This is a genomic window from Hahella sp. NBU794 (assembly GCF_050749805.1).
Classification (GTDB): Bacteria; Pseudomonadota; Gammaproteobacteria; order Pseudomonadales; family Oleiphilaceae; genus Hahella.
The window spans coordinates 4,615,287-4,640,864 of the sequence record NZ_CP192738.1; the positions used below are offsets into that span (position 1 = coordinate 4,615,287).

Sequence of the window (25,578 nt, forward strand, 5' to 3'; positions counted from 1 at the left end):
TCAAAACAGGAGGTCAAAGGATACCACAGATATCCCCTCCTCCGTGCGGCGACTCGCCACCTTCTGAAACCCGAACCGTTCATACAGGGCGATGGCGGGCGCGTTCACTTCGGCGGTGGACACTCGCGCTCCTTTTGGACGCCCAAACTGATCGCGATGAGTAAAAACATGCTCCAGCAAACCGCTGGCGTATCCCCGCCGAAACATATCGGGGGCGACCACCAGGCTGTCGATACTCAGCCACTCGCCCTGGCGGTCCAACTCCATCGCCGCAACCAGTCTGGCCTCCCGTCGATATCCCAGGAACTGGGTGGAACTCGCCATGAAGTCAGCGGGGGTTCTAAACAATGGCGAAAACAGCTCCACGCCAATCAAGTCCGCTTCCACCCGGTAAGCGGATTGAAACAGATCAAACAACTCCTTGGCGATATCCGCATCCGTATGCTTCAGACATAAAAATTTCATCTGTTCAGCTTCGCCGCTCATATTTCTTTATCCGACTTTTTTATCTGACATTACGCCGCTTAACGCAATAATGCGCCCCGTATTTTTTGTTCAGGTATTTCAACCGGATTGCCGGATTTTTTTATAAATCCTAGTCTTTACTCCAGTGCAAAAAAGGACGCATCAGCCTAACGATAAAATGAACGGCGAAGAGTTTGAAACCATTCCCAACCCGCGTCCCACACTTGCAACTGATCATTTTTTAGTCTTCATTTATAACTGTCTGAGAGTTGTTCTCATTTGAGAAACGGACCGCTCGACTGCGCTTCCTACCGCGCAGCATTTAAACCGGCCAGCCATTCCGAGCCGCGTTCAACTCATTAACTTTAAAGGGAATTTATATGAAAAAGAGTATCGGAACTATCTTCGTCTGCGCGCTTTCAGCACTCCCCCTCCTGGCGCATTCCGACGATAGCAGAGATATCATTTCGGACGAGCAGTTTATCTATTCTTATCAAGAGATGCTGACCTTCGATGTCGCCGCCTACCTGAAACGGAATGCTCCTCATTTACTGGATCAGACCGAAGTCATTACGCATTGGGCCGGTTATAGCACCGTGAGTCCTAAAGTATTGTTAACCCTGATAGAAATGCAGACTGGCCTGGTAAGCGGCGCACGCACTGCATCCCTGCAACGCCCCCTCGGAGATTTGTCCGAACGGGATGGCTTCAGCGCTCAAGTTGAAGATATCGCCATGCGTCTGGCCAAAGCCTATTACAGCACGGTAAATCAAGAGCAGAAAAGCCTGTCTATCAGCGGCGAAGACATCGCCACACGCGCGCTCTCCCGCGCCTTGATGAACAACGCCGCTGGCGACGCGGAGGAGTTCGCAACGGTCTACCAGCGCTTGTTTCCGCAAGAGCAGGAAAGCGCGGAACCTCCCGGCGTCAGCCGCTTCTCCGCTTACTCCAAAAAGCTGGTCCCTCCGGAAAACTTGCTGCAGCTCCCCTTCCCGATTGATCAAAGCTGGTGGTTCGGCGGCGCGCATACCAACACTGGCAGCGGCAATTATCCGTTGTCTTCCCTGGACATGAACAATGGCGGTGGCTGGGGATCGGATACATCCACTAAATGGGCGGTGGCGTCCGCAGCGGGCACAGCAGTGCGACATTCATCCTGCTTCGTGGAAGTGCTGCACGACGGCGGCTGGTCAACCACTTACTACCACTTGGACAATGTGCAGTTCCAGGACCGCACCACCGTATCGCAAAACCAGAAACTGGCGAACTACGCCAACAACCGCTCTCAGGCGCTATGCAACGGCGGCAGCTCTACCGGCCCCCATCAGCACTTCAGCCTGAAATATGACGGCGGCTTCTATCACCTAGACGGCGTTTACCTGTCCGGCTACAAGGTGAAAACCGGCCGCTATAGCTATGACGGCGACTGCAATTATTTCTGGATGAGTAAAAACGGTTCGAAATACTGCACCAGCAATAAACTCTACAACCCTGGCACATCCGGTCCCACCGATCCTGATACGCCGGATAAGGAACTGGAAAACGGTCAGGTTCTCAGTAATCTGAGCGCGGACAAAGAGAATAAAGACTACTACGTTCTGAAAGTCGAGCCTGGCGCGAGTGATCTGGTGTTCCGCATCTCCGGCGGCAGCGGCGATATGGATATGTTCGTCAAGTTTGGCGAGCGTCCCACCCTCGCTTCCTATGACTGTCGACCTTACAAAACCACCCAGGAAGAAATCTGCACCTTCAATTCGCCCCAGGCAGGCAATTACTATGTCATGCTGCATGCGTTCTCTAGCTATTCCGGCATCACTTTCGAAGCTGGCTATAAAGCTAAATCCGACAGCAGCCAGGAACTGATGAATGGCGAGGCGGTGACGAAGCTTTCCGGCAGCAAGGATGAGATGGACTATTTCTACGTCGACATCCCGGAAGGCGCTCGCAACTTGCGTATTGAAATGTCTGGCGGTCAGGGCGATGCAGACATGCATGTTCGCTTCAGAACGCCTCCGACGTTAAACGAATATGACTGCCGCCCCTTCAAAACCACACAGGTAGAAACCTGTTCCTACAATACGCCGCAGACCGGGGTTTATCATGTGATGTTGCACGCCTTCGATCCTTACTCGGACGTACAGCTGGTGGCCCGTTACGATGATCGGATTCAAGGCAAAGAAGTGGCTGTCGTGCTGACGCAGGCCAGGCAGGAATAATCCCGCGCTCACACCCTAAGCTGCTTTAATGAACGCGGGGCTCGATCCGCCAATACAGCTGCGGATCGAGCCCCGCTTGGTCGTCTCAATTCGAGATTATTTTTTCCGCGCCAGACTGACGCCGTCCGCGATGGGCACCATGGAGTAATCAATACGCTTGTCGCGCATCAGCTTCTCATTCAAAGCGCGAATCGCACAGGTATCGTCATCCCGCTCTCTGGGGTCGGCGACTTTGCCATCCCACAGCACATTGTCGACGGCGATCAACCCGCCCGGGCGCAACAAGCGCAGGCAGGCTTCGTAATAGCTGTCGTAATTGGTTTTATCCGCATCGATAAAAGCGAAGTCGAAAGTGCGCGCGTGGCCCTCATCCAAAAGCTTGTTGAGGGTTTCCATCGCAGGAGCCAGGCGCAGGTCAATGCGGTCAGTCAGCCCCGCCAGGCACCAATAGCGTCTGGCGATACTGGTCCATTCTTCGCTGACGTCGCAGCAGATGAGTTTGCCGTCTTTGGGCAAGCCTTCAGCGATGCAGATGGAGCTGTATCCGGTAAAGGTGCCCACTTCGATGGCTTTGCGGGCGCCCGTCAGCTTCGTCAGCAAGGTCAGGAACTGCCCCTGCTCTGGCGCAATCTGCATACGCGCCATTTCGTGTCTGTTGGTTTCGTCCCGCAATGCATGCAGCACTTTGCTTTCCCTGACGCCGGTGACTTGCAGGTACTGATAGAGGCTGTCGTTCATATTTAGAGTTTGTTTTGACATATTGTGTGATCTCTTTCAAATCGCCGCCGCGCCGATCACCCCAAAGGGGCTGCCAATTAGCGGGAGACTTACCTATCCTTGAGTTTACCGAGGTCTGTTGAGGTTTCGTCATTCACAGCGAAACCTCAACGGAGCCCAGCGCAAACAAAATAACAAAGATATTTCGCAGGGGGTAGCTCATGAGCGAAGCGGCGCGTCACCAAGTCATCATCATCGGATCTGGCTTTGCGGGACTTTGCATGGGAATACGGCTAAGGCAGGCCGGCATTGAAGACTTTGTGATTCTGGAACAAGCCGACGACATTGGCGGGACCTGGCGCGACAACACCTACCCCGGCGCCGGCTGCGACGTTCCCTCCCACCTGTATTCCTTTTCCTTCGCGCCCAATCCGGACTGGAGCCGCATGTTCGCCTCGCAACCGGAAATCTGGGCCTACATGCAACAGTGCGCAGACAAATTTGGCCTGCGGCCCTTTATTCGCCTTAATCAACAAGTCACCCGCGCGGAGTTTGATGAGACCGAGGATCAATGGCGCGTACAAGTAAACGGCGAAGGCTGGTTGCAAGCTCGCTTTCTGGTCTCAGGCGTCGGCGCGCTCAGTCGCCCGGCGCAACCGGATATACCAGGGCTATCATCCTTTACTGGCAAGCTTTTTCATTCCGCCCGCTGGGACCACAGCTACGACCTGACGGCTAAAAAGGTCGGAGTCATCGGCACAGGCGCCAGCACCATTCAGCTGCTGCCTAATATTGCGCCGCAGGCCGCCCATACCACAGTCTTTCAACGCACGCCGCCCTGGATACTGCCCAAGCCGGATCGCATGATCAGTCCAATGGAACGGTCGTTATACCGCCGCTATCCCTTCTTACTGTGGTTCAGTCGTCAGGTGATTTACTGGGTGTTGGAATGGCGTGTCATGGGGTTTGTGCTGCATCCCGGCATCATGAAACTGGTGGAGAAAAAGGCCCTGTCGCACTTGGCGCGTCAAACACCAGACCCCGCGTTGCGGGCCAAATTAACGCCGCAATACACCCTGGGCTGTAAGCGGGTTCTGATCTCCAATGACTATTATCAGGCGCTGGGGCGCAAGGACGTCACGCTGGAGACCACGCCCATCGACGCCATCACCGCGACTGGCGTCAGAACCCAAGACGGGGTTAACCATGATTTCGACGCCATTATCCTCGCCACTGGTTTCCAGGCGGCGGAAGCTGTCATTCCTTTTGATCTCATCGGGCTCGGCGGCGTCAGCCTAAATCAAGCCTGGGAAAACGGCGCGGAAGCGATGTTGGGCGTTACCATCAGCGGGTTCCCCAACTTCTTTATGGTGGTCGGCCCCAACTCCGGCCTCGGTCACAGCTCCATGATCTTTATGATCGAGTCGCAGGTTAATTACATTCTCGACGCCATGAACAAAGCCCGCGAACTGGGAGTTAAACAGATTCACCTGCGCTCCCGCGCGCAAAGACTGTTCAACGAATCGTTGCAACAACGCCTGCAGCGTTCCGTGTGGAAATCCGGCTGCCAGAGCTGGTATCAAACCAAAAGCGGTAAAATCACGACGCTCTGGCCCGGCTTTACAGTGGAATATCGTCGCCGCACCCGCAAGGTGAACGAGGCGGACTACGAGTGGTTGTAGCGTCGCCTATTCCGCGATTCGCACCACCGCTTTACCCACCAGCCTGCGCTCCGCCATATCAGAGATGGCCTGCGCCGCCTGCTCGAACGGATACACTTTGCTGACCCGCGGCTGCAGACGACCCTCTTGCATCCACTGGAACATGCGCTGGAAATTCTGCAGATTGTCCTGGGGCTGACGTTGCGTGAAAGCGCCCCAGAAGACACCCACAACCTCGCACCCTTTCAGCAGGGTCAGGTTCGCCGGCAACTTGGGAATCTCGCCACTGGCGAAACCAACCACCAGATGTCGCCCGCCCCAGGCCATGGAGCGCAGCGCCTTATCCGTCAGAGCGCCGCCGACCGGATCATAGACCACATCCACGCCACGCCCCTCCGTCATCGCTTTTATGGCTTCCTTCAAATCCGTTTCGGCGTAATTAATAGTCGCGTCCGCCCCTGCCTCCTGAGCCGCCGCCAGCTTTTCCGCTGAGCTGGCGGCAGCAATCACCTTAGCGCCCATGGCCTTGCCGATTTCCACCGCAGCCAGCCCAACGCCACCGCCCGCGCCCAGCACCAACAGCGTCTCACCGGCCTGTAGTCGGCCGCGCTGAGTCAATGCATGCATGGAGGTGCCGTAAGTCATGACAAACCCGGCGGCGACGATATCGTCTACGCCCGCAGGAACAGGAATCAGGTTGGATTCGGGAACCGCTACTTTTTCCGCAAAGCCGCCCCAGCCCGTCAGCCCCATGACGCAGTCGCCGAGTTTTAGCCGCTTAACTTTATCTCCCACTGCACTCACTACGCCGACGACTTCTCCGCCAGGACTAAAGGGCATGGGAGGCTGAAACTGGTATTTCCCCTGAATGATCAGGGTATCGGGAAAATTAAGGCCGGCGGCTCTAACGTCCACCAGAACGTTAGCCCCACTTACTTCAGGCTCGGCAGTGTCTTCAATGACCAGCGTATCCGCCGGTCCATGCTCTTTGCACAGCAGCGCGCGCATGATGATCCCCTTTATCTGATGAATAGATTCAACAACCGGGGTTTGATTTGCTCATTTTATGATTTTGTCGCCGAATGAATCGGCGCGGCTCTTGCGGCCTTGGGGAGTATGAATCAGGGACGGAGGTAACTCAACCGCATTGACCTGGGCGCGGTTGAGTTCCAGGAAAGCGTTCGTGCATCTTGTCGCAGTATTAATCAGATAATTTGGTTGTCGATCATGAAACAAAGGTTTTGTGCGCAGACAATCGCGGCGAAGGTCAGCAGCGCCAAGCCATAACGCATGGCTTTCGATTGTGATGGCGGGTTAGAGGCGTTTTGAAGTTTCTCGCTCATAGCGTATCTCCTCTTGGGTACAGCAGTGATGTTCCGGTTAAGCGACTGCGGGACACTCAGACTGTTTCTGTCAGTTTAGTAACCGTTTTGTTGCAGTCGTTTTACATTTCACTCAAGAATTAAGCGGTTTATCTGCTAAAAAACCGTCAAAGCGTCGATCAAAAAATGACGAATTGTGGCAATGCGCCCCGCTTCTCTTGAGCAGAGAAATTCAGGCGTGCTCTAATAGCGCCATTCTTTGTCGATAGGTGTGAAATGACCCGCAGAATTGCCTTAGTTGAAGACGAGCCTCTGATCCGCGCCAATTACAGTGAAGCGTTGAAGAAACACGGCTATCAGGTGGAAACCTATGATTCCCGTCCCTCCGCCATGGAACGCTTTCGCGTGCAGCTGCCGGACCTGGTGATCATTGATGTGGGTCTGGGTTCCGATGTGGAAGGCGGTTTTGAGCTGTGTCGCGAGGTGCGCGGGCTGTCTTCCCAGGTCCCCATTATTTTCCTGACCGCCCGGGACAGCGAGTTCGATCAGATATCCGGATTGCGCCTGGGCGCCGATGATTATCTGACCAAAGACATCAGCATTCCCTATCTGCTCACCCGCATCGTCGCCCTGTTCCGTCGTCTCGACGCCTTGCAGGCCGCCAATCAGAAGCAGGACGAACTGATCACCCGTGGGCAGCTTAAACTCAACATTGACCGTATGCAGGCGTTCTGGAACGATGAGCCCATCATGCTGACGGTCACTGAGTTCTGGATCGTGCACGCGCTGTCACGACACCCTGGGCACGTCAAAAACCGCACCCAATTGATGGACGCCGCCAACGCCGTTCTCGACGACAGCACCATCACCTCGCATATCAAACGCATCCGCAAAAAATTCCAGGCGGTGGACCCGGACTTCCGGGCGATTAACACCGCCTACGGCATGGGATATCGCTGGGATTCGACACAACCTTAGGCTGACGCATGAAACTACGTCGCCAGCTTATCCTGATCGCCTGCGTCATGCTGTTGCTGCCGTGGGCGGTCATTCAGTTCGCCAAACAGATAGAACAGAGCCTGCGGGAATCCCAACAGCAGAATCATATCCAGCTGGCGGGTTTTATCGCCTCCCTGCTACGCCCGGAATGGCCAACGCCAGCTTTGATAGGCGGCCGCATTCTCAACGTGCGCCAGTATGATACGCCGATCTATCTGGATGGTTATCAGGACGACTGGGCGGAAATTCCCGCCTTATCAGGCCCGAAACCGGATTCCATCCGCGCAGTCAAAGCAGCCACCGACGGGCAGGACCTGTATCTATTGGTCGCCGCCAATGACGCATCCATTCAATACCGGCAGCCCAGCGCCCGCAGCCAGCCAGCGGACCATTTCGAACTGATCACCGGCTATCTCGCCGGCGGCAAGGCGGTGACGATGCTGGAAACGGAAGGGCCCGGACAAATCAAAGCCCGCTTAGCCGGATCATGGAGCAGCGTGCATGGCATGTGGCAAGAAGACGGCCAGGGCTTCATCCTGGAATTGCGCATTCCCCTCACCTCCTTGCAGGACGGCTTCAGCCTGCGCTGGATCGATATAGACAAGTCCGCCGCCTGGGTGTTCAACCGTAATACGCTGGATGTTCTGGGCAGCGACGCTGAGCCCATGTTGTTGAACTTCGCGCCGCCAGCTCTGATCCATAAGGCTCAGGAATTAACCCCTGAATACACACGTTTACGCCTGACCGACGCTCAGGGCGTAACCCTGCTGGAATACGATAACGACCTGATGCGCTACATTGGCATGCAGGATGACGTCTGGCGCATGGCCATGCGCCGCCTGCTGCGTTGGGCAGTGGACGGCGTTTCACAGGCGTCGGAGTCGCAGCCCCTCGCCGCCGACGCGCCGCGCTCCACCTGGGACGCCAGCGCCACCTCAGAACTCGCCAACCTGATCACCCGCTATCCCGTTAGAAGCGAAACCGGGAAATTACTGGGCTGGGTGCAGTTGGAGCAGCGTACGCCGCAAATCGCCGCCGTAGCCAATGACGCCCTGTTCGCAGCCGTCGGCGGCTCTGTGGCGCTGTTGATCGTCATCATGCTCATCCTGTTCGGCTACGCATCCTGGCTGTCCTGGCGCATCACGCATTTGAGCAAAGGTATCGTTTCCGCACTGGATACTGAGACTAAGTTCAGCGGCCGCTTCCAGGCCTCACGGCTGCCGGATGAGCTGGGCGACCTGTCGCGCAGCTTCAGCGAAATGCTGACCCAATTGCGCAGCTATTCAGAATATATGGAGTCCTTCGCCAGCAAGCTGACCCACGAATGTCGCACGCCGCTGGCTATCGTCAGCTCCTCCCTGCAGTTACTGGAAAGCGCCGACAATGAACAGGAAAAGCAGGAGTATCTGGGTCGGGCCCGCGCCGGGGCCGAACGCATCAGCGCCCTGCTTACCGCCATGCGGCAGGCGTCGCGTCTGGAAGCCACGATTCAGTCGCAAAGCCTTGAAACCTTTGATTTGAGCGAGCTGATCAGCGAGTTGCAGCAGTCTTATCGCCCCCTCGTGGAGCCGCGCCGACTGGAGCTTGAATTGCCGGAAGCGCCAATTGTGGCGGACATTTCCGCCGAGCTGATCGCCCAGGCGGTGGACAAATTGCTGGAGAACGCCAGAGACTTTACCGCACCGGACGGGGCCATTTACATCGGCGTCGAAGAAACTAAACAGGAGCGCTGGATCTACGTTGAAAACGAAGGCGACCCCATTCCGGAAGACATCAAGGAGAAGCTGTTTACGCCCTTTATGAGCGTGCGTCAGGACGGCGGACAGGAGTTACACCTGGGCCTGGGCCTAGTTATCGTCAAACTGATCGCCGAATTCCATCAGGCGCGGATCAAAGTGGAGAACACCGCTCGGGGCGTGCGCTTCGCTATTGGGCTGCCTCGTTCTTGAGTTTTGAGTTCAGGCGCGGATTTCCCGGCAACGGGCGGGTAAACGCAGTGTAAAACAGCTGCCTTTGTGTAGCTGTGACTTGACGCTGACCCCGCCGCCCATCTGCTCAATCAACGCCCGCACAATACTGAGCCCCAGTCCCGTACCCGCCACGGCCTGACGCCCGGAAGGCGGCGCCTGGAAAAACTTATCGAAAATGCGCGCCTGATCTATTTCACTGATCCCCACGCCTTCATCCACGACATCAATAAACACCTCGCCGCCACCGGACAATCGGCTGCGAATCGTCACCCTTCCCTGCGCGGGAGAGAATTTGACCGCATTGGAAATCAGATTGCTCATCACCTGCTGGAAGCGGCGTTTATCGACTCCAACAATAACGTCCCCGGCGCCATGCTCAAGCTGCATCGTCACATTACGAGCCTTGGCGTAGGGTCCATTCATGCTCAGCGCCTGCTCCAGCTCGGCCAGCAGTTCGGTTTCCTCCAACGCCATGTCCACATGGCCCGCTTCCAGCTTCTCGATATCGAGTATATCGTTCACCAGCGCCAGCAAACGTTCGCTGTTGTTTGAGGCAATCGACAGCAACTTCGCCGACTGTTCGTTCAGCTCCGGCCCCAAGGTCGCAGAAAGCAGTCCCAAGGCGCCTTTTATGGAGGTCAACGGAGTGCGCAATTCGTGGCTGACCACCGACACGAACTCTTTCTTCATGGCCTCGGCGCGTTTGCGATCGGAAATATCCGCCACACTGCCAACCCATCTCATTGCGTCGCCCATTTCCATCTGGCGGAAGCTGAGCTGTGCAGGAAATGTCTCGCCGCTGCTGCGGACCAATTCCACCTCCAGACGATGAATGCCGTCCCGGACGTCAGCGTCGCCCTCTTGTCCACGCTGCAATAACTCCAGCAGAGGCGCATCGTTTTTCAGCCATTGAGAAAAATGAGCGCCATTCAGCTGCTCGCCGGAGACCCGCAACATCTCCTTCATCGCCTGATTGGCGGCTTCAATCACGCCGTCGGCATTTACTGTCACAATCCCTTCGACAACCGCTTGCAGAATGGAAGTGAGATAGGCTTCCTGATGGGCGTTCATGTGCGAAAGATCCGCCAGGCGCAGCATATGCAACTCTCTTTCGACCCAACCAGCCAAGTCCTGCAGGCGTTGCAGTTGTTCCTGGTTAAAACGACGGGGGCGAACGTCAATCAGACAGAGCGTGCCAATACGGTGGGTCTCATCCAGACTCAGCGGAGCGCCAGCGTAAAAACGAATGTGAGGAGGACCAGTGACCAGGGGGTTATCGGAAAATCGGGGATCTTTCAGGGCATTGGGCACGTAGAGCACTTCCCGCTGCAAAATAGCGTGCCCACAAAATGAGATATTGCGACCAGTTTCCGACGCGTTGAGCCCTACCTTCGATTTGAACCATTGGCGTTCGGCGTCGACCAGAGACACCAGCGCAATGGGCACATTAAACAGCGAGGCCGCCAGCTTGGTGATGCGGTCAAAACGCTGTTCCGGCTCTGTGTCCAGAATGCACAGCGAGTGCAGACAGACAAGCCGCTGCGATTCATTCTCCGGGATGATGGGTTCCTGCATAAATTATACGCGCCATTGGCGAAGATAAGTTCTGCTCTCGCGGTTCCGCGTCCCGCTGAAAACCGCCCTCCCCTGATAAAGATAGCAGCCCGGGAAGGAATATCATCCTTCCCGTATTCGCCCGTGCTCAGAAAATGATGCGCACGGACGACAATTATTGCAATTTACGCATTTTCTCCGCATTCGGACGTAATACTACACCGCGTTCGGTGACGATGGCGTCGATCAGCTCCGCCGGCGTTACGTCGAAGACAGGGTTGAAGGCGTTGGCTTTTTCCGGGGCCAACGGGATCCCCTGCACAAACTTCAGCTCATCGGAAGTGCGTTCTTCAATAGGAATATCCGCGCCGCTGAACAGTTCGAAGTCAATGGTGCTGGACGGCGCCGCCACCATGAATTTGACGCCATGATGACGCGCCAGCACCGCCAGACCGTACGTGCCGATCTTATTGGCGACGTCGCCATGGGCGGTAATGCGGTCGGCGCCGACAATCACCCATTTCACCGCACAGGTTTTCATGACATGCGCCGCAGCGGAGTCCGCGATCAGTTTGACGGGGATATCGTCCTGGCATAACTCCCAGGCGGTCAATCTTGCGCCTTGCAGCCAGGGGCGGGTTTCATCCGCAAACACTTCCGTCACCAGATCGCGACGGTAGGCTGAACGAATCACGCCCAGTGCGGTGCCATAGCCGCCGGTGGCCAGACTGCCGGTGTTGCAATGGGTCAACAACGCGCCGCGACCGCTTTCTGCGATCAGATCAGCGCCCAGCTCACCCATGGTCAGGTTGGCTTGCAGGTCTTCTTCGTGGATGCGCGTCGCTTCTTCCACCAGCAGCGGGAACAGATCCGTGGCGGAAGAGGCGTCGATCAGATCCCGCATGCGACGCAGGGCCCAGAACAAATTCACCGCCGTCGGTCGTGAATCCGCCAGCGTTTCCAAAGCGCGATGCATGCGATCCCGGTCAGAATTGAACTCCGCCGCCGCCAACGCCACGCCATAGGCCGCCGCGATTCCGATCGCCGGCGCGCCGCGCACCACCATCTGGCGGATGGCGTCAGCCACTTCAACGTGAGTGACGCAGTGAACATACGCTTCCTGCAGCGGCAGTTTGCGTTGATCTAGCAGAATAAGTTGATTTTTCGCCCAGCGAATGGCGGAAACGGAAGATTGCGACATGTGGCGCGCCCCAATAAGTTGATCAAATGGTCAGAAAACGGAACCGGGCGAAAATCTGCTGGTCCGGGCCGGCATTATACGTCATTTAAGCCCTGCGCCCTACTTATCCCCTTGTATTATAGGTATACTTGGGCGCTGATTTTGAATAGATATAGGAAGTGTAGCTGTGGCTCAAGAAAGCGTTGATTTATTGATAAATGCGCGTTGGGTTATCCCCGTCAGACCAGCAGGAGTCGTTCTTGAAAACGCCTCCGTCGCCGTATCCGAAGGCAAAATTGTAGGCGTTTGCGACGCCGCCGAGGCGACAGCGCGTTTCGCCGCCAAAGAAACGGTCGACCTGCCCAACCATGTCGTGGCGCCCGGCCTGATCAACACCCACGGCCACTTGGCCATGTCCCTGTTCCGCGGTATGGCGGACGACCTGCCTTTGATGGAGTGGCTGAGCCATCATATCTGGCCTGCGGAAGGCAAATGGGTCAGCGACGAATTCGTTCGCGACGGCTCCAAACTGGCCATGGCGGAAATGCTGCTGGGCGGCACCACCACTTTCAGCGACATGTATTTCTATCCGGATGCCGTGGCCGAAGAAGCCACCCGTCTCGGCATGCGTTGCCAGATCGTGTTCCCGGTCATCGACTTCCCCGTTCCCGGCGCGGCGACAGCGGAAGAGTCCATCCACAAAGGCCTGGCCCTGCACGACGAATACAAGCACAGCGATCTGGTGCGCATCGGCTTCGGTCCCCATGCTCCTTACACCGTCTCCGACGACAAGTTCGAGCAGGTGGTGACGCTGGCCAACCAGCTGGATATGCCTGTACAGGTTCACCTTCACGAAACCGCCGGCGAAGTACAGGAAGGCCTGGAGAAAACCGGCAAGCGTCCGACCGAACGTCTATACGAACTGGGTCTGCTGACCCCAAACACGCAATGCGTACACATGACCCAGATTAACGATCGCGATCTGGAGATTCTGCAGGAAACCGGCGCGCATGTGGTTCACTGCCCGGAATCCAACCTGAAGCTGGCCAGTGGTTTCTGTCCTCTGGACCGTCTGCTGAAAGCTGGCGTGAACGTGGCTCTCGGCACCGACGGCGCCGCCAGCAACAACGATCTGGACATGCTGGGCGAGCTGCAAACCGCTGCGATGCTGGCGAAAGCCGTGGCGCAGGACGCCGCCGCCGTCAGCGCATTCCAGGCGCTGGAAATCGCCACCATCAACGGCGCGAAGGCGCTGGGCATGGAGTCCGTCACAGGCTCTCTGGAAGCTGGCAAGTGGGCGGACATTATGGCGGTAGACCTGAGCGGCATCGAAGTACAACCGGTGTATCACGTCGCTTCGCATTTGGCTTATTCCACCAAATCCAGCCAGGTCAGCCATGTCTGGACCTCCGGCGTTGCCCAGGTGAAAGAGCAGAAGCTGATCAATATGGACGTCCGCGAGCTACGGACAAAGGTTGACGCCTGGCGCGAGAGAATCGCCAACACCGCCGAAGCCAATTAAAATAGCCCGCCGAAGCGAACGCGTGGGGCCGCATCACGGCCCCTTCCGACCAATTCAGAGGAAACGGATACATGACTCCCGTTGAGAACGTCGATCTGAGTGAAGTGAAAAAGTTTGAAGATCTCGCCCATCGCTGGTGGGATGCGGAAAGCGAATTCAAACCCCTGCATGAGATCAACCCGCTGCGACTCGACTTTATTGACGAGCGCGCCGCCCTGCCCGGCAAAAGAGTGTTGGACGTAGGCTGCGGCGGCGGCATTCTCAGCGAGAGCATGGCGCGTCGCGGCGCACATGTGGTCGGCATCGATATGGGCGAAGCGCCGTTGTCCGTGGCGCGTCTGCACGGACTGGAGTCTGGCGTCAGCGTGGATTATCGCCGCACTACTATCGAGGAGCTGGCGGAAGCCGAAGCGGAGTCTTTCGATGTGGTGACCTGCATGGAAATGCTGGAGCATGTTCCCGATCCCGCCTCAGTCATCGCCGCCTGCGCTCGCGTCGCAAAACCCGGCGCTGACCTGTTCTTCTCCACCATCAATCGCAATCCCAAGTCCTTTCTGTTCGCCATCGTCGGCGCGGAATACGTGCTGAAAATGCTGCCGCGAGGCACTCATGAATGGAAGAAATTCATCAAGCCCAGCGAGTTGGCGGCCTGGTTGCGTCGCACTGATCTCGATCTGTGTGAAATGCGAGGCATGACCTACAACCCGTTGCTGAAAGAATACAAGCTGGGCGACGACGTGGACGTCAACTACCTCATGCACGCGGTCAAACCGCTCAAGGACGCCTGATGACGGATACGCGACTTTACCGTCCAGAGGCCGTGTTCTTCGATCTCGATGGCACCCTGATCGACACCGCCCCCGACTTCTTTCGGGTGATGAACATGCAACGCAGTCAACGCGGCATGCCTGACATGGCGTACGAAGCCGTGCGTAAAACGGTGTCCGATGGAGCCCGCGCCATGGTGAAGCTGTCTTTCGCCATGGAAGAGACGGACGCCGATTTTGAGCCGCTGCGTCAGGAGCTACTGGACCTGTATTTGCGCCACATCGCCGTCGACAGCCGCCTGTTTGCAGGCTTTGAAGCGCTACTGACGTTGATGGAAGGCCAAGGAATTCACTGGGGGGTCATCACCAACAAACCCAGGTTGTACAGCGAAGCGCTGCTGGAAGCGTTAGGGCTTAGCTCTCGCATGGCTGCACTGGTGTGCCCTGACGATGTCTCCCGCACCAAGCCGGACCCCGAGCCCATGTTGCTGGCTTCGCGTCTGGCGGACTGCGACCCGCAGAAATGCTGGTATGTCGGCGATCATATACGCGACATTCAGGCGGGCGCCAATGCCGGCATGCTCACCATCGCCGCCGCTTACGGCTATCTGGATGAGCCCGAGGCGGCCCTGGCCTGGAATGCGGACCACGTGGCGCACTCCGTGGAGGAAGTCGCCGCCCTGCTGAAACAAGTGCTTTGATTTCCCCTCGGGCGTTATAATCGAAAGTCACTGCACATTAAAGACAGATCACGACGAGAGAAAACACGCATTATGTATTCTTATCAAGCCCCCGCCGACCTTCTACACGACCGCGTCATCCTGATCACAGGCGCGGGTGCGGGAATTGGCCGTGCGGCGGCGAAGACCTTCGCCCGACACGGCGCCACCATCATTCTCAGCGGCCGCACCACCAAGAAGCTGGAAGACGTCTACGATGAAATCGAAGCGGAGGGCGGCCCGAAACCCGCGATTTTTCCCGTCAACCTGGAAGGCGCGGTAGCGAAGGATTACGACGATTTGGCCAACGCTATTCGTGAAGAATTCGGCCGACTGGACGGACTGCTGCATAACGCCGCCATTCTGGGTCATCGCACCCCGCTGGAGCACTATGACCCGGACAGCTGGGCCCGCGTGATGCAAGTAAACGCCATGGCGCCTTTTCTGCTGACTCGCTCCCTGATGCCGGTGATCCGCGAGTCCGAAGACGCTTCGATCGTTTTCACTTCCTCCAGCGTCGGCCGCAAAGGCAAAGCCTACTGGGGCGCTTACGCGGTCTCCAAATTCGCCGTTGAAGGCATGATGCAGGTGCTGGCGGACGAACTGGATGACGCCGACAAACGTATTCGCGTCAACAGCGTCAATCCCGGCGCCACCCGCACCGCCATGCGCGCGCTGGCCTATCCAGCGGAAGACGCCACGAAAAACCCAACGCCTGAAGAGATCATGAACGTCTATCTTTATCTGATGGGCAAAGACAGCATTGGCGTTACTGGTCAGGCATTCAACGCACAAGGCGACTGATCTTACAGCTGTATTTCACGCCTAAATCAAGGTCTGCGCCAATGCGCAGCGGAGAAGGAGCGATGAGCAACACAGCGAAATGGACAATCTTTGTTATCGCCGCAGGCCTCAGCGCCTGCGGCAGCACGCCTCCCGCAGGACTGGGCGCCCATGACGGACGCCTGACGCCCTGCCCCGAAAGCCCTAACTGCGTCAGCAGCTTCAGCGATCCCAACGACGCGGAGCATTTCATTACGCCCCTTTACAACGACAAGGCGACGCAGATGTGGGAACGGCTGCCCACTGTTTTGGAAAAAGCCGGCAATATCCGCATCACCCAACGCAAGCCCGATTACATCCGCGCAGAAGCCACATCATTCGTATTCCGCTTTGTGGACGATGTAGAGTTTCTATTGGATCGGCAGACAGGCGTGATACATCTGCGCTCGGCCTCCCGACTAGGCTATCGGGATTTCGGCGTCAATCGGGAGCGGATGGAGGAAATCAAGGCGGCGCTACTTAGCGAGTAACGCCGCTGGCGCAGGAGCTATTGCACCAACTGGTCAATCACCAGATTGAGCGGCTCGTTTTGAGCGCGCAGTTGGATTGGGCCTACGACGCCCTGCAGGTCGCCTGGCTGAGGCTGCGGCGAACCGGATTTGGACACCCGCGCCACCACTTCCACCGTTTCAGCGGAGGACAGCTTCGCCATCGGCCCCATGGCCATGGAGTCATCTAATGTGACGCTGACAGGCAACTCGCCCACGGTTTTACGCACCACCGCCAACGGCATGCGCGTGCCGTCCGCAGGGCGCGCGAGGATAAATACAGTATCGCCAGGTTCAGCCTGCCCATTCAGACTTTCACCCAGACTGACTTGCAGCTGCAGACTGGCTCCGCCCGCCGCCTGCGCGGGCTGCTGATTCGCCTGCTCCGCCGCCAGTTGCTCCGCTCTCGCTACGCCATTGCGAATCGCAGCGGCGTTAGGGTCATTTGGATTCAGCTCAATAATGCGACGCCAGAACTTAGCGGCTTCGGCGTAACGTTGCTCCTGGAACGCCGCCACGCCAAGAATACTCAGTGAACTACCTTCGTTGGGGTCGGTTTTCAGGGCCTGCTCCAGAGCCGCCCTGACCGGAGCGCTCAAACGTCCTTCCTTGAAGAACAGCGCCTGTGCTCGCAATCCGTGAGCGCCGGCGGGGTTTTCGCCTTCCGCCGCAAGCAACTCCGCCAGGTGACGAAACGCTTCTTCCGCTTCCGCGTAGCGCTGCATGGTCATCAAGGAGCGCCCCAATAGCGCCCAGCCTTCCACATGGTCCGGCTGCTCCAAAAGGCGATCGCGCAAACGGCGCAAAATCTCTTCCGGATCATTGCCAGCCAGAGCCAATTGCAGGCGAGTCTCTTTCATCCACTCCACCTGACGCAGGCCTTTATAATCGCCAACCTGCTGATACATCAGCAGCGCCGTCACCGGCACTCCCACAACTACCAGCACCAGCACAAGAATCTGGCGCATGCGGCTACTGCGGTACGCGGTGTTCTGCGCGCCCGGCTCCGCGTCGTTCAACAGTGACTTTTCCAACTCAATATGCAGATCATGAAACTCCGCATCGCTGATTTGTCCGGCTTTCAGCTCCGCACGCAGCTCCGTCAGACGGTCTTCAAACAACGCCACGTTGGCGGTATCGCGACGCGCGCCAGCGCCTTGCGAACCGGATTTCAGGATGGACAACAAAGGAACGGCGATGATCGCTATCGCCAAAACCGCCAAAAGGACGATAGCCAGCCAGAATACTGTCATTCGGAATGCCTGTTATTTCTGCTCAGATTCTTCGGAAGAGGTTTGCTGCAACAAGGCCCGCAGGCGCGCCTGCTCTTCATCGCTCAATTCAGCAGACTCTCCCAGAGAGCGACGTCTGCGACGAGCGACGTACAACAAAATAGATAAGCCCAGGGTCACCACCGTCACCGGTCCCAACCACAAAGCGGCGGTTTGCGCATTCAGCCGCGGCCGATACAACACGAAATCGCCATAACGGGCCACCATGAAGTCAACGATGTCGTCATCGCTCTTCCCTTCTTCAATCATTCGATGCACTTCACGACGCAAATCTTTGGCGATGGGCGCCGTGGAGTCGGAGATATTCTGGTTTTGACACAGGGGACAGCGCAGCTCGTAAGTCAGTGTCTGATAACGCTCGCGACCTTCGTCACTGCTGAACTGGTAATCATCAATCGCCCAGGCGGCAGAGGACATCCACAGCGCAGTCAGGCAGATCAGTAATCTTTGCGCGATCATGAACCAGGCTCCTCAACCGCGTTGGCGTTCGCCATCTTCAAATTGCGCAGCATCGGCGCCAGGGTCTCCCGCCAGACTTTTTCGTTTACTACGCCCACATGGCGATAACGAATCACGCCGGCGGCGTCGATCACATAGGTCTCAGGCGCGCCATACACGCCCAGATCCAGACCCAAACGTCCCTCCTGGTCGAAAATCACAAAGCGATAAGGGTCCTGCAGCGTCTCAAGCCACTTCTTCGCTGCATCGCGATCATCTTTGTAGTTCAAGCCAATGATCGGAACGTTGTATTCCTTGGCCAATTTAAGCAAATAAGGGTGCTCGACCCGACAGGAAGGACACCAGGTCGCCCAGACGTTGAGCAGCATGGGCTCGCCCTTAAGATCCGCAGGAGTCAGCTCCCGGCCAGGGTTGTACAGTTCGCTCAGCTTAAATGTCGGCACAGGCTGATCCTTGCGCGCCAACTCCAGCTTGGAGGGATCGTTGTCCATGTTCTGATTAAACAAAATGACCACCGCAACAAAGGCCAGCAGAGGAACAAATAAGAATAACCGCTTCATCACGCCTGCTGTCCTCCGAGCGCATCGGCGTCGCCGCGAGGTTGCGCCTGTGCGTCGCTGCTGTCCATGGCTTCCGCCGTTGACAGTTTGCGTTTCAGCTTGATGCGATAACGTCTGTCCGCCACCGCCAGGAAGCCGCCCCAGGCCATAAACACGCCACCCAGCCACAGCCAGCGCACGAAAGGCTTATACTGGACGCGCATGGTCCAGGACTCATCTTCCAGAGACTCGCCCAGAGAAACGTAGAGATCCCGGAACAGGCCCGGATCGATGCCTGCTTCCGTCATAATATTACCGGATACCTGATAGCGGCGTTTTTCCGGATGCAGAACATGCAGCACGTCGCCGTCACTGTCGAGAATTGAGACTGTGGCGCGATCGCCGATAAAGTTGGGGCCGCGACGCTGGGTTTCTTCATCAAAACGGAAGGTGAAGCCCGACAGCTCAACCGACTGCCCTGGCGCCAGGCGTACGTCCCGCTCCACGGTGTACTGCGACACCATCGTGGCGCCGACGATAGTCACCGCCAAGCCCAGATGCCCCAGCACCATGCCTTTGTAGCTCCGCGAGGTGCGCAGCCAGCCGCGCATACGTCCCTGCGAGGAGGCGCTTTTGAGCCACGCGTCGCGCAGGGTCGCTGCAAACAGCCAAACAGCGATGAAGACGCCAATAACCGCCATCAAATGAATTTCCCCGTACATCCAGGGAATCACAACGGAGGTAACGGCGCTGATCACCAGAAACATAGGGACAGGACCGAGCAGCTGCGCCGCCTTGGTGTCCTTCCAGTGACTGTACATGCCCACGCCCATCACGATGACCAACAAGGGAACCAACAGCGAGAACATCAAATTGAAATAGGGCGCGCCGACGGAAATTTCTTTATCCATCCATTCCGCCACCAGCGGGGCCAGCGTACCGATCAACACTGTCAGCATAGCGACCACCAGAATGATGTTGTTGACCAGCAGGAACACTTCCCGGGAGGTTTCACTGAAGCCAATGCGGCTTTTCACCACGGGCGCGCGCAGGGCGTACAGCAGCAGCGAGCCGCCAATAACCACGCCCAGCATCATGAGCACGAAGCGGCCCCGTTCAGGGTCTGCGGCGAACGCATGCACCGAGGTCAGAATGCCGGAGCGGACCAGGAAGGTACCCAACAGACTGAGCGAGAAGGCGAATATCGCCAGCAAAACCGTCCAGCTCTTGAAAACGCCGCGTTTTTCCGTCGCCGCCAGAGAGTGAATCAAAGCAGTTCCCGCCAACCAGGGCATAAAGGACGCGTTCTCAACCGGGTCCCAGAACCACCAACCGCCCCAGCCCAGCTCGTAGTAGGCCCACCAGCTGCCCAAGGCGATGCCTAGAGTCAAGAAGGCCCAGGCCACCGTCGTCCAGGGACGCGACCAACGCGCCCAGGCTGCGTCCAGACGACCGCCCATCAGCGCAGCCACCGCAAAGGCGAAAGCGACGGAGAAACCGACATAGCCCATATACAGCATGGGCGGATGCACGATCAGACCGAAATCCTGCAACAAGGGATTCAGATCCGCGCCGTCCTGCGGCGAATTCGGCAGGTAACGCAAGAAGGGATTAGAGGTCATCAGGATGAACAACATAAAGCCGATGCTGATCATGCCCATGACGCCCAATACGCGCGCCACCATTTCCAGCGGCAACTGCTTGCTGAACTTGGCCACGGCAGCGGTCCAGCCAGTCAAAATCAGCGCCCACAATAACAGTGAGCCTTCATGGCCGCCCCACACGGCGCTGAATTTGTAATACCAGGGCAGCAGGCTGTTGGAGTGGCCCGCCACGTAGCGGACGCTGAAGTCGTCCCGCAAAAAGCTGGCGGTCAATGCGGCGAACGCCACAATCGCCATCAGAAACTGGGCGCCCGCGAGAGGGCGAGACAAGCGCATCCAAAGACGGTCGCCAATCCAAGCGCCAGTGATAGGCACAAACGCCAACAGAATAGCGAAGCAAAAACTTAAAATCAGTGCGAAGTGACCCAGCTCAGCAATCATACGTCATTCCTTCAGTAAGTCTGTGCGGGCGCGGCGTCCTGCGCCTTGTCGAGCGCGCGCTGCACTTGCGGCGGCATGTATTTTTCGTCGTGCTTGGCCAGCACTTCCTCCGCCTGGAAAACGCCTTGGGCGTCCAGTTTGCCGGTGGCGACGATGCCCTGCCCCTCTCTGAAGAGGTCTGGCAGGATGCCGGTGTATTTGACATTAACGTTGTTGTTGTAATCCGTCACGGTGAAAGCGACCGCCAGGGATTTCCCATCTCTGTTCACGCTGCCGTCAACCACCATGCCGCCCACGCGAATGCTTTTATCGATAGGAGCGGCGCCTTGCACGACTTCGGTAGGGTTATAAAAGTGATTCACGTTGTTGCTGAGCGCGGTCATGATCAAGCCAACCGTCGCGCTGACGCCGATCACCAGGAATGACACGATAATTAAACGCTGCTTGCGCTTGGGATTCATTGGGACGCCTTCTCCCTTCTATACTGCTGGGACAATCTTTTGACGAGGCTGCCGCGTTTTAGTTTCGGCGCAGCCAGGTTATATAGGAACACCAGTCCACCCGCGCCGTAGGCCAACCAGACGTATAGACCATGGCCGCCCATTGCGAAAAATTCATTGAGGCTTTCGAAGTTCATACTTTCCCCTCTTTCGCCAAGAGCTCGCGGACCCATAGGGTACGGCGTTCGCGTTCGATTATCTCATTACGACTTCGTAAGAAAAGCGAATAGCCGAAGAAGCAGTAGACCCCGATCACCATCACCAGCAAAGGCGCCCACATTTCCACTGGCATATCGGGCTTTTCCGTCAGTTTGAAGGTGGCGGGCTGATGCAGGGTGCGCCACCACTCTACGGAGTATTTGATGATGGGAATATTCACCACGCCCACCAGACTCAGCACCGCCGCGGCTCTGCCTGCGGTGATCTTGTCTTCGATAGCGGCTTCCAAAGCGATGACGCCAAAATACAGGAACAGTAATATCAACATGGCGGTGAGGCGCGCATCCCACTCCCACCAGGTTCCCCAGGTCGGTTTACCCCAGACCGCGCCGGTAAATAAAGCGAGAAAACAAAAAGACGCGCCTATCGGCGCCGCGCACTTCAACACCACATCCGCCATTTTCATGCGCCAGACCAGACTGACAAAGCCGGCGACCGCCATGATCATATAACAGGACTGCGCCAGGATGGCGGCGGGAACGTGTAGATAAATGATGCGGAAGCTATTGCCCTGCTGATAGTCCTGAGGCGCGAACGCCAGGCCCCAGACGATACCAATAGGCAACAGGATCATGGCGCCCCAACCCAGCCAGAACGACCACACCAGGCTGCGCTCGTAAAACCATTTGGGCGATCCCCACCGGTGAAACCACTGTTTAAATGCTTCCCACATAATCGCTTCTGTTATCTGTATCCAAGCTATTCAGTCCGCCGCCGCATCGCCTATACAAGGCGTCGCGCCAGCCTGTTTTATTGTCTCAGTTGGAGACGCTGATTTTAAGCGCAGCCGCCGCGGCGAATGGAGCCAACGTCAGCGACAACGCCAATATCGCGCCCAACATAGCCAGCGTGGCGGTGTAATCCATACCGGCCGCTGCGCTCTGCACCATGCCGGTTCCGAAGATCAGCACGGGAATATACAGGGGCAGCACCAACAATGAAATCAAAACCCCGCCTACGCGCAACCCCACAGTCAGGGCCGCGCCAATGGCGCCAATCAGGCTGAGAACCGGCGTGCCCACCAATAGCGACAGCATCAGGACGCAGAGCAGGCTTTCATCCACATGCAGCATCAGCGCCAGCACCGGGCTCAGCAATATCAGGGGCAGCCCTGTCGTCAGCCAGTGCGCGAAGACTTTCGCCAGAACCAGAATAAACAGAGGCTGAGGAGCCAGGGTCAACTGCTCCAGCGATCCGTCTTCATGATCCGCCCGAAACAAGGCATCCAGAGAAAGCAAGGTCGCCAGCAGCGACGCCACCCAGACCACGCCCGCCGCAGCCGGGGCCAAAAAGCTCTTTTCCGGTGAGACGCCAAGCGGAAACAGGCTTACCGCCATCACAAAGAACACCAGCGGATTGGCCAGCTCCTGAGGACGTCTGAACGCCAGCATCAAATCCCGTCTCACTATGGCGCAAAAGCCCGCCCATACGCCTACTTCCGTCAAGACGCAGCCCCCAATTGAATGCGACGCACTTCGCCGGATAAATGCAAACTGTGGTGAGTGGTCAAAATCACCGCGCCGCCGGTGTTGGCTTTTTCACGCAGCAACGTTTCCAGCTGGGCCACTCCTTTTTTATCGATGGCGGTGAAAGCTTCATCCAGCACCCATAAAGGCGCGGAGGAGACATGCAAGCGCGCGAGGGCGGCCCGCCGCTGTTGGCCAGCGGATAAACTATTGCAGGGTGAATATTCATAGCCGGCGAGGCCGACCGTTTCTAATGCCGCCATCATGCGCTCTTCATTCACGTCTTCACGCTGAGCGCACCAGGCGCGGAGATTTTCCAGCGGGGTCAACAACGCTTTAACGCCGGTTTTATGGCCCAGGTACAGCAGTGAGGAAAGAAACTGTGGGCGCGCCTGCGACATACGTTCGCCACGCCAGAACAACTCGCCCTGACGCAATGGAGCCAGTCCGCATAAAAGTTTGAGTAAGGTGGTTTTTCCAGCCCCGTTGGGGCCTTCAATCTGTACGACGTCCCCAGGATGGACGGAGAAGGACAGGTTTTCGAACAGGATACGGTCATCTCGCTCGCACTGGAGATTCTTGGCCTCAAGCAGAGGAGTTTGACCTGTCATAATTACTAAAGCAGCCTCTTGTGTGCGCCTCTGGCGTGCAGAACAACGCGGAACAACCGGAAATAAAGCGGCGCAAGAATAACAAATTGGCGCTTTTTCCGAAAAGTCGTCAACAATAACGGAAAAGAGTTAGAAAAGTGGCCCGCTCGCGCTTAAGCTTTGTAAAAACGGGCGCATTATAGCCCAGCTTTCCCCGGATGGTCAGTGCATAGCCCTGATTAAGATCATTTTATTGTGGGAGAAATGTTAAAAAGCGATGAAAGTTCAGCCCGACGCCGCGGCGGCGCCCACTCGCACCAGCTCTCTCCCTCCGAAGATACAGGCGGAACTGTCCGCTATCGTGCAGAAAGTCGGCAATCTATTCTCCGCTCGCATCACCGATATCTCCCCCTCACCCAACACAACAACGCCCAGCCCTACTCCCAACGCGCAAACCTCCGCCACGCCATCCTGGCGTTTGATAATGAGCGCTGAAGGCTTGCCGCAGCCGCTGCAAACTGATATCCGCACGGCGCAACTTCCTCAGGACTGGCTGGTCGGCAAGGTGCTGCAACTTCAGGTCACCGCATTGGGCCTGAAAGTCGTCGACGCTCTGGCGCCGCCGCAAACAGAGCCCGCGCAGGCGCTGCTCGCCACGACATTACAAACGTTGTCCAAGTGGCTGCCCTTACAGGGGGATCTTCGCCGTAATCTGGAGACGTTAGTACGGCTGTCCTCTGATACGCGGTTGCCGAGAGACCTGGCGCAAACGCTCAACAAACTGAACCAGGCGCTACCAACGCCGCCGCGAGTCAGCGAAGCTGGGGGGCTGAAACAGGCGATTCAGCAATCCGGCGCGGGGCTGGAGCGTCATTTACTACGAACGCTGGCGGAAAACCGCGCGGCGGCGCCCGACAAATCCGCCACGCCCTCTGGCGCTGAACCACGCCTGTTGAGCGTCGCGCCCCAGGACATCAAGGCATTGCTGACAGTAGCGCTGGGCGCCACGCTGGCGCAGGTCAATCGTCTTCCTGATAGCCCGCTTCCCGCCAACTGGGAACAACTGGTCAGCTGGCTAACCCGACAGACAGCGGAGCAGCCGGGCATGGCGACCGGTGGTCATCCACTGCAATTTCCGCCGCCAATGGGACGCGAAGGCGGACGGCCTCCCCTGCCCGCCAATTTGGACGCCGGCGAAATGTTGCGCGCTCTGGCGCAGGCCACCGCTCGTCTGCATAGTCATCAATTAAACGCCTTGCAACAAAATCTCAGCGCTGGACCCGACCAAACCGGAGCACAAGTGTGGTTTGTGGAGGTGCCTGTCGCCGCTCCACGCATGGATAGCATTCAGATGCGCTTTGAAAAAGAGCAGCGCAACGGCGCCAAAGACAACAAGAAAAGCCGCTGGAAAATCGTACTCGCCTTCGACCTGGAGGGACTCGGCCCTATGCAGAGCCAGGTCCTGTATACGGAAGGAACGGTGTCCGCCACATTCTGGGCGGTGGAGCAAAAAACACTGGGACTGGTCATGGAAGAGTTGCCGCGTCTGCGCAAGGGTCTACAGGACTGGGGCCTTGAAGTGGGCGATCTGGAGGTGCGTAAAGGCGCGCCGCCAACGCCTTCCGCACCGATATCCCGCCAACTGATTGACGAACGCGCATGACAAAAAAACAACAGGACACGCAAGACAATCACTCCCAGGAAACGTCTCAAAGCGACGTCCAGCAGGCCATCGCCCTGTTTTACGATGGCAAACAAGCGCCCAAGGTTTCCGCCAAAGGCGAAGCGGACCTCGCGGAGGAGATCATCGCCATCGCCCGGGAGCATGGCGTTCCCTTGTACGAAAACCCAGAGCTGGTGCGCTCTCTGGCGCAACTGGATCTCGGCGATGAAATACCCGAGTTGCTGTATCGCGTTATCGCGGAAATTATCGCCTTCGCCTATCACATTCAGGGCAAAACGCCGGAAGGCTTTCAACCGCCGCCCAATGCTGACAGCGACGCGCCATAATACATTGAGACTGCGATCTTTCTTGGTCAGCTCTC

At 57.3% G+C, this 25,578-nt stretch carries 26 protein-coding genes; 11 read left to right on the forward strand and 15 right to left on the reverse strand.

The window, feature by feature from the left end; genetic code table 11:
- The gene (locus ACQYWX_RS20070; RefSeq protein WP_431686112.1) at positions 1-486 is read right to left on the reverse strand and encodes a GNAT family N-acetyltransferase; all 486 of its coding nucleotides are present in this window, start codon (positions 484-486) and stop codon (positions 1-3) included.
- A gap of 359 nt (positions 487-845) precedes the next feature.
- On the opposite strand from ACQYWX_RS20070, the gene ACQYWX_RS20075 reads away from it, so the two are divergent.
- Positions 846-2,681, forward strand: coding sequence for a pre-peptidase C-terminal domain-containing protein (locus ACQYWX_RS20075; protein ID WP_431686113.1), 1,836 nt, complete (start codon positions 846-848; stop codon positions 2,679-2,681).
- A 96-nt stretch (positions 2,682-2,777) separates the two neighbouring features.
- Here ACQYWX_RS20075 and ACQYWX_RS20080 read toward each other — a convergent pair whose 3' ends face one another.
- Entirely contained in the window at positions 2,778-3,440 is a 663-nt protein-coding gene (locus tag ACQYWX_RS20080) for an O-methyltransferase (protein WP_431686114.1), read from the reverse strand.
- 179 nt (positions 3,441-3,619) lie between these two features.
- Here ACQYWX_RS20080 and ACQYWX_RS20085 point away from each other — a divergent pair, with 179 nt between their 5' ends.
- Positions 3,620-5,080 carry a flavin-containing monooxygenase gene (locus ACQYWX_RS20085; protein WP_431686115.1) on the forward strand — a complete coding sequence of 487 codons (1,461 nt, stop codon included), beginning with the start codon at positions 3,620-3,622 and terminating at the stop codon, positions 5,078-5,080.
- 6 nt (positions 5,081-5,086) lie between these two features.
- On the opposite strand, the gene ACQYWX_RS20090 is transcribed toward ACQYWX_RS20085, so the two are convergent.
- Together ACQYWX_RS20090 and ACQYWX_RS20095 are read right to left on the reverse strand one after the other, a co-directional pair.
- Positions 5,087-6,067, reverse strand: a complete 981-nt coding sequence (locus ACQYWX_RS20090) for an NADPH:quinone oxidoreductase family protein (RefSeq protein ID WP_431686116.1) — start codon at positions 6,065-6,067, stop codon at positions 5,087-5,089.
- Between the two features lie 197 nt (positions 6,068-6,264).
- On the reverse strand, positions 6,265-6,402 hold the full coding sequence (locus ACQYWX_RS20095) for a hypothetical protein (protein WP_431686117.1): 138 nt from the start codon (positions 6,400-6,402) through the stop codon (positions 6,265-6,267).
- Between the two features lie 255 nt (positions 6,403-6,657).
- Here ACQYWX_RS20095 and pdsR point away from each other — a divergent pair, with 255 nt between their 5' ends.
- Complete coding sequence (gene pdsR / locus ACQYWX_RS20100; protein WP_127971942.1) at positions 6,658-7,359, forward strand: proteobacterial dedicated sortase system response regulator; 702 nt, start codon at positions 6,658-6,660, stop codon at positions 7,357-7,359.
- A gap of 8 nt (positions 7,360-7,367) precedes the next feature.
- Complete coding sequence (gene pdsS, locus ACQYWX_RS20105) at positions 7,368-9,329, forward strand: proteobacterial dedicated sortase system histidine kinase (RefSeq protein ID WP_431686118.1); 1,962 nt, start codon at positions 7,368-7,370, stop codon at positions 9,327-9,329.
- 9 nt (positions 9,330-9,338) lie between these two features.
- Here pdsS and ACQYWX_RS20110 read toward each other — a convergent pair whose 3' ends face one another.
- Both ACQYWX_RS20110 and mtnA read right to left on the reverse strand, forming a co-directional pair.
- Entirely contained in the window at positions 9,339-10,925 is a 1,587-nt protein-coding gene (locus ACQYWX_RS20110; protein WP_431686119.1) for a GAF domain-containing sensor histidine kinase, read from the reverse strand.
- Positions 10,926-11,079: 154 nt separating this feature from the next.
- Entirely contained in the window at positions 11,080-12,105 is a 1,026-nt protein-coding gene (gene mtnA / locus ACQYWX_RS20115; RefSeq protein WP_431686120.1) for an S-methyl-5-thioribose-1-phosphate isomerase, read from the reverse strand.
- Between the two features lie 166 nt (positions 12,106-12,271).
- On the opposite strand from mtnA, the gene ACQYWX_RS20120 reads away from it, so the two are divergent.
- From ACQYWX_RS20120 to ACQYWX_RS20140, 5 genes are all read left to right on the forward strand, one after another.
- A complete protein-coding gene (locus ACQYWX_RS20120) occupies positions 12,272-13,606 on the forward strand; it encodes a TRZ/ATZ family hydrolase (protein WP_127971950.1) in 1,335 nt (444 codons plus the stop codon).
- 71 nt (positions 13,607-13,677) lie between these two features.
- Positions 13,678-14,394 carry a bifunctional 2-polyprenyl-6-hydroxyphenol methylase/3-demethylubiquinol 3-O-methyltransferase UbiG gene (gene ubiG / locus ACQYWX_RS20125; RefSeq protein ID WP_127971952.1) on the forward strand — a complete coding sequence of 239 codons (717 nt, stop codon included), beginning with the start codon at positions 13,678-13,680 and terminating at the stop codon, positions 14,392-14,394.
- Positions 14,394-15,074, forward strand: a complete 681-nt coding sequence (locus ACQYWX_RS20130) for an HAD family hydrolase (protein WP_431686121.1) — start codon at positions 14,394-14,396, stop codon at positions 15,072-15,074. The genes ubiG and ACQYWX_RS20130 overlap by 1 nt, the downstream gene beginning before the upstream one ends.
- A gap of 72 nt (positions 15,075-15,146) precedes the next feature.
- A complete protein-coding gene (locus ACQYWX_RS20135; RefSeq protein WP_216739664.1) occupies positions 15,147-15,896 on the forward strand; it encodes a YciK family oxidoreductase in 750 nt (249 codons plus the stop codon).
- Positions 15,897-15,958: 62 nt separating this feature from the next.
- On the forward strand, positions 15,959-16,405 hold the full coding sequence (locus tag ACQYWX_RS20140; RefSeq protein ID WP_431686122.1) for a DUF1499 domain-containing protein: 447 nt from the start codon (positions 15,959-15,961) through the stop codon (positions 16,403-16,405).
- A 17-nt stretch (positions 16,406-16,422) separates the two neighbouring features.
- Here the strand turns inward: ACQYWX_RS20140 and ccmI are convergent, their stop codons facing one another.
- The 9 genes from ccmI to ccmA all read right to left on the reverse strand — a co-directional run bounded on the left by ccmI (position 16,423) and on the right by ccmA (position 23,554).
- Positions 16,423-17,676, reverse strand: a complete 1,254-nt coding sequence (gene ccmI, locus ACQYWX_RS20145) for a c-type cytochrome biogenesis protein CcmI (protein WP_431686123.1) — start codon at positions 17,674-17,676, stop codon at positions 16,423-16,425.
- Between the two features lie 12 nt (positions 17,677-17,688).
- Positions 17,689-18,174 carry a cytochrome c-type biogenesis protein gene (locus ACQYWX_RS20150; protein ID WP_279503063.1) on the reverse strand — a complete coding sequence of 162 codons (486 nt, stop codon included), beginning with the start codon at positions 18,172-18,174 and terminating at the stop codon, positions 17,689-17,691.
- Positions 18,171-18,734 (reverse strand): DsbE family thiol:disulfide interchange protein, encoded by a 564-nt coding sequence (locus tag ACQYWX_RS20155; RefSeq protein ID WP_431686124.1) that lies wholly within the window; start codon positions 18,732-18,734, stop codon positions 18,171-18,173. Before ACQYWX_RS20155 ends, ACQYWX_RS20150 begins: the two co-directional genes overlap by 4 nt.
- Entirely contained in the window at positions 18,734-20,758 is a 2,025-nt protein-coding gene (locus tag ACQYWX_RS20160; protein WP_431686125.1) for a heme lyase CcmF/NrfE family subunit, read from the reverse strand. The genes ACQYWX_RS20155 and ACQYWX_RS20160 overlap by 1 nt, the downstream gene beginning before the upstream one ends.
- A gap of 11 nt (positions 20,759-20,769) precedes the next feature.
- Positions 20,770-21,219, reverse strand: coding sequence for a cytochrome c maturation protein CcmE (gene ccmE / locus ACQYWX_RS20165; RefSeq protein WP_216739669.1), 450 nt, complete (start codon positions 21,217-21,219; stop codon positions 20,770-20,772).
- The gene (ccmD, locus tag ACQYWX_RS20170) at positions 21,216-21,395 is read right to left on the reverse strand and encodes a heme exporter protein CcmD (protein WP_216739670.1); all 180 of its coding nucleotides are present in this window, start codon (positions 21,393-21,395) and stop codon (positions 21,216-21,218) included. Before ccmD ends, ccmE begins: the two co-directional genes overlap by 4 nt.
- Entirely contained in the window at positions 21,392-22,150 is a 759-nt protein-coding gene (locus ACQYWX_RS20175; RefSeq protein ID WP_216739671.1) for a heme ABC transporter permease, read from the reverse strand. Before ACQYWX_RS20175 ends, ccmD begins: the two co-directional genes overlap by 4 nt.
- A gap of 85 nt (positions 22,151-22,235) precedes the next feature.
- Positions 22,236-22,868, reverse strand: coding sequence for a heme exporter protein CcmB (ccmB, locus tag ACQYWX_RS20180; protein ID WP_431689524.1), 633 nt, complete (start codon positions 22,866-22,868; stop codon positions 22,236-22,238).
- Positions 22,869-22,918: 50 nt separating this feature from the next.
- On the reverse strand, positions 22,919-23,554 hold the full coding sequence (gene ccmA / locus ACQYWX_RS20185; protein ID WP_431686126.1) for a cytochrome c biogenesis heme-transporting ATPase CcmA: 636 nt from the start codon (positions 23,552-23,554) through the stop codon (positions 22,919-22,921).
- A 256-nt stretch (positions 23,555-23,810) separates the two neighbouring features.
- On the opposite strand from ccmA, the gene ACQYWX_RS20190 reads away from it, so the two are divergent.
- Together ACQYWX_RS20190 and ACQYWX_RS20195 are read left to right on the forward strand one after the other, a co-directional pair.
- Entirely contained in the window at positions 23,811-25,196 is a 1,386-nt protein-coding gene (locus tag ACQYWX_RS20190) for a flagellar hook-length control protein FliK (RefSeq protein ID WP_431686127.1), read from the forward strand.
- Positions 25,193-25,543, forward strand: a complete 351-nt coding sequence (locus tag ACQYWX_RS20195) for an EscU/YscU/HrcU family type III secretion system export apparatus switch protein (RefSeq protein WP_431686128.1) — start codon at positions 25,193-25,195, stop codon at positions 25,541-25,543. The genes ACQYWX_RS20190 and ACQYWX_RS20195 overlap by 4 nt, the downstream gene beginning before the upstream one ends.
- Positions 25,544-25,578 lie beyond the last annotated feature (35 nt).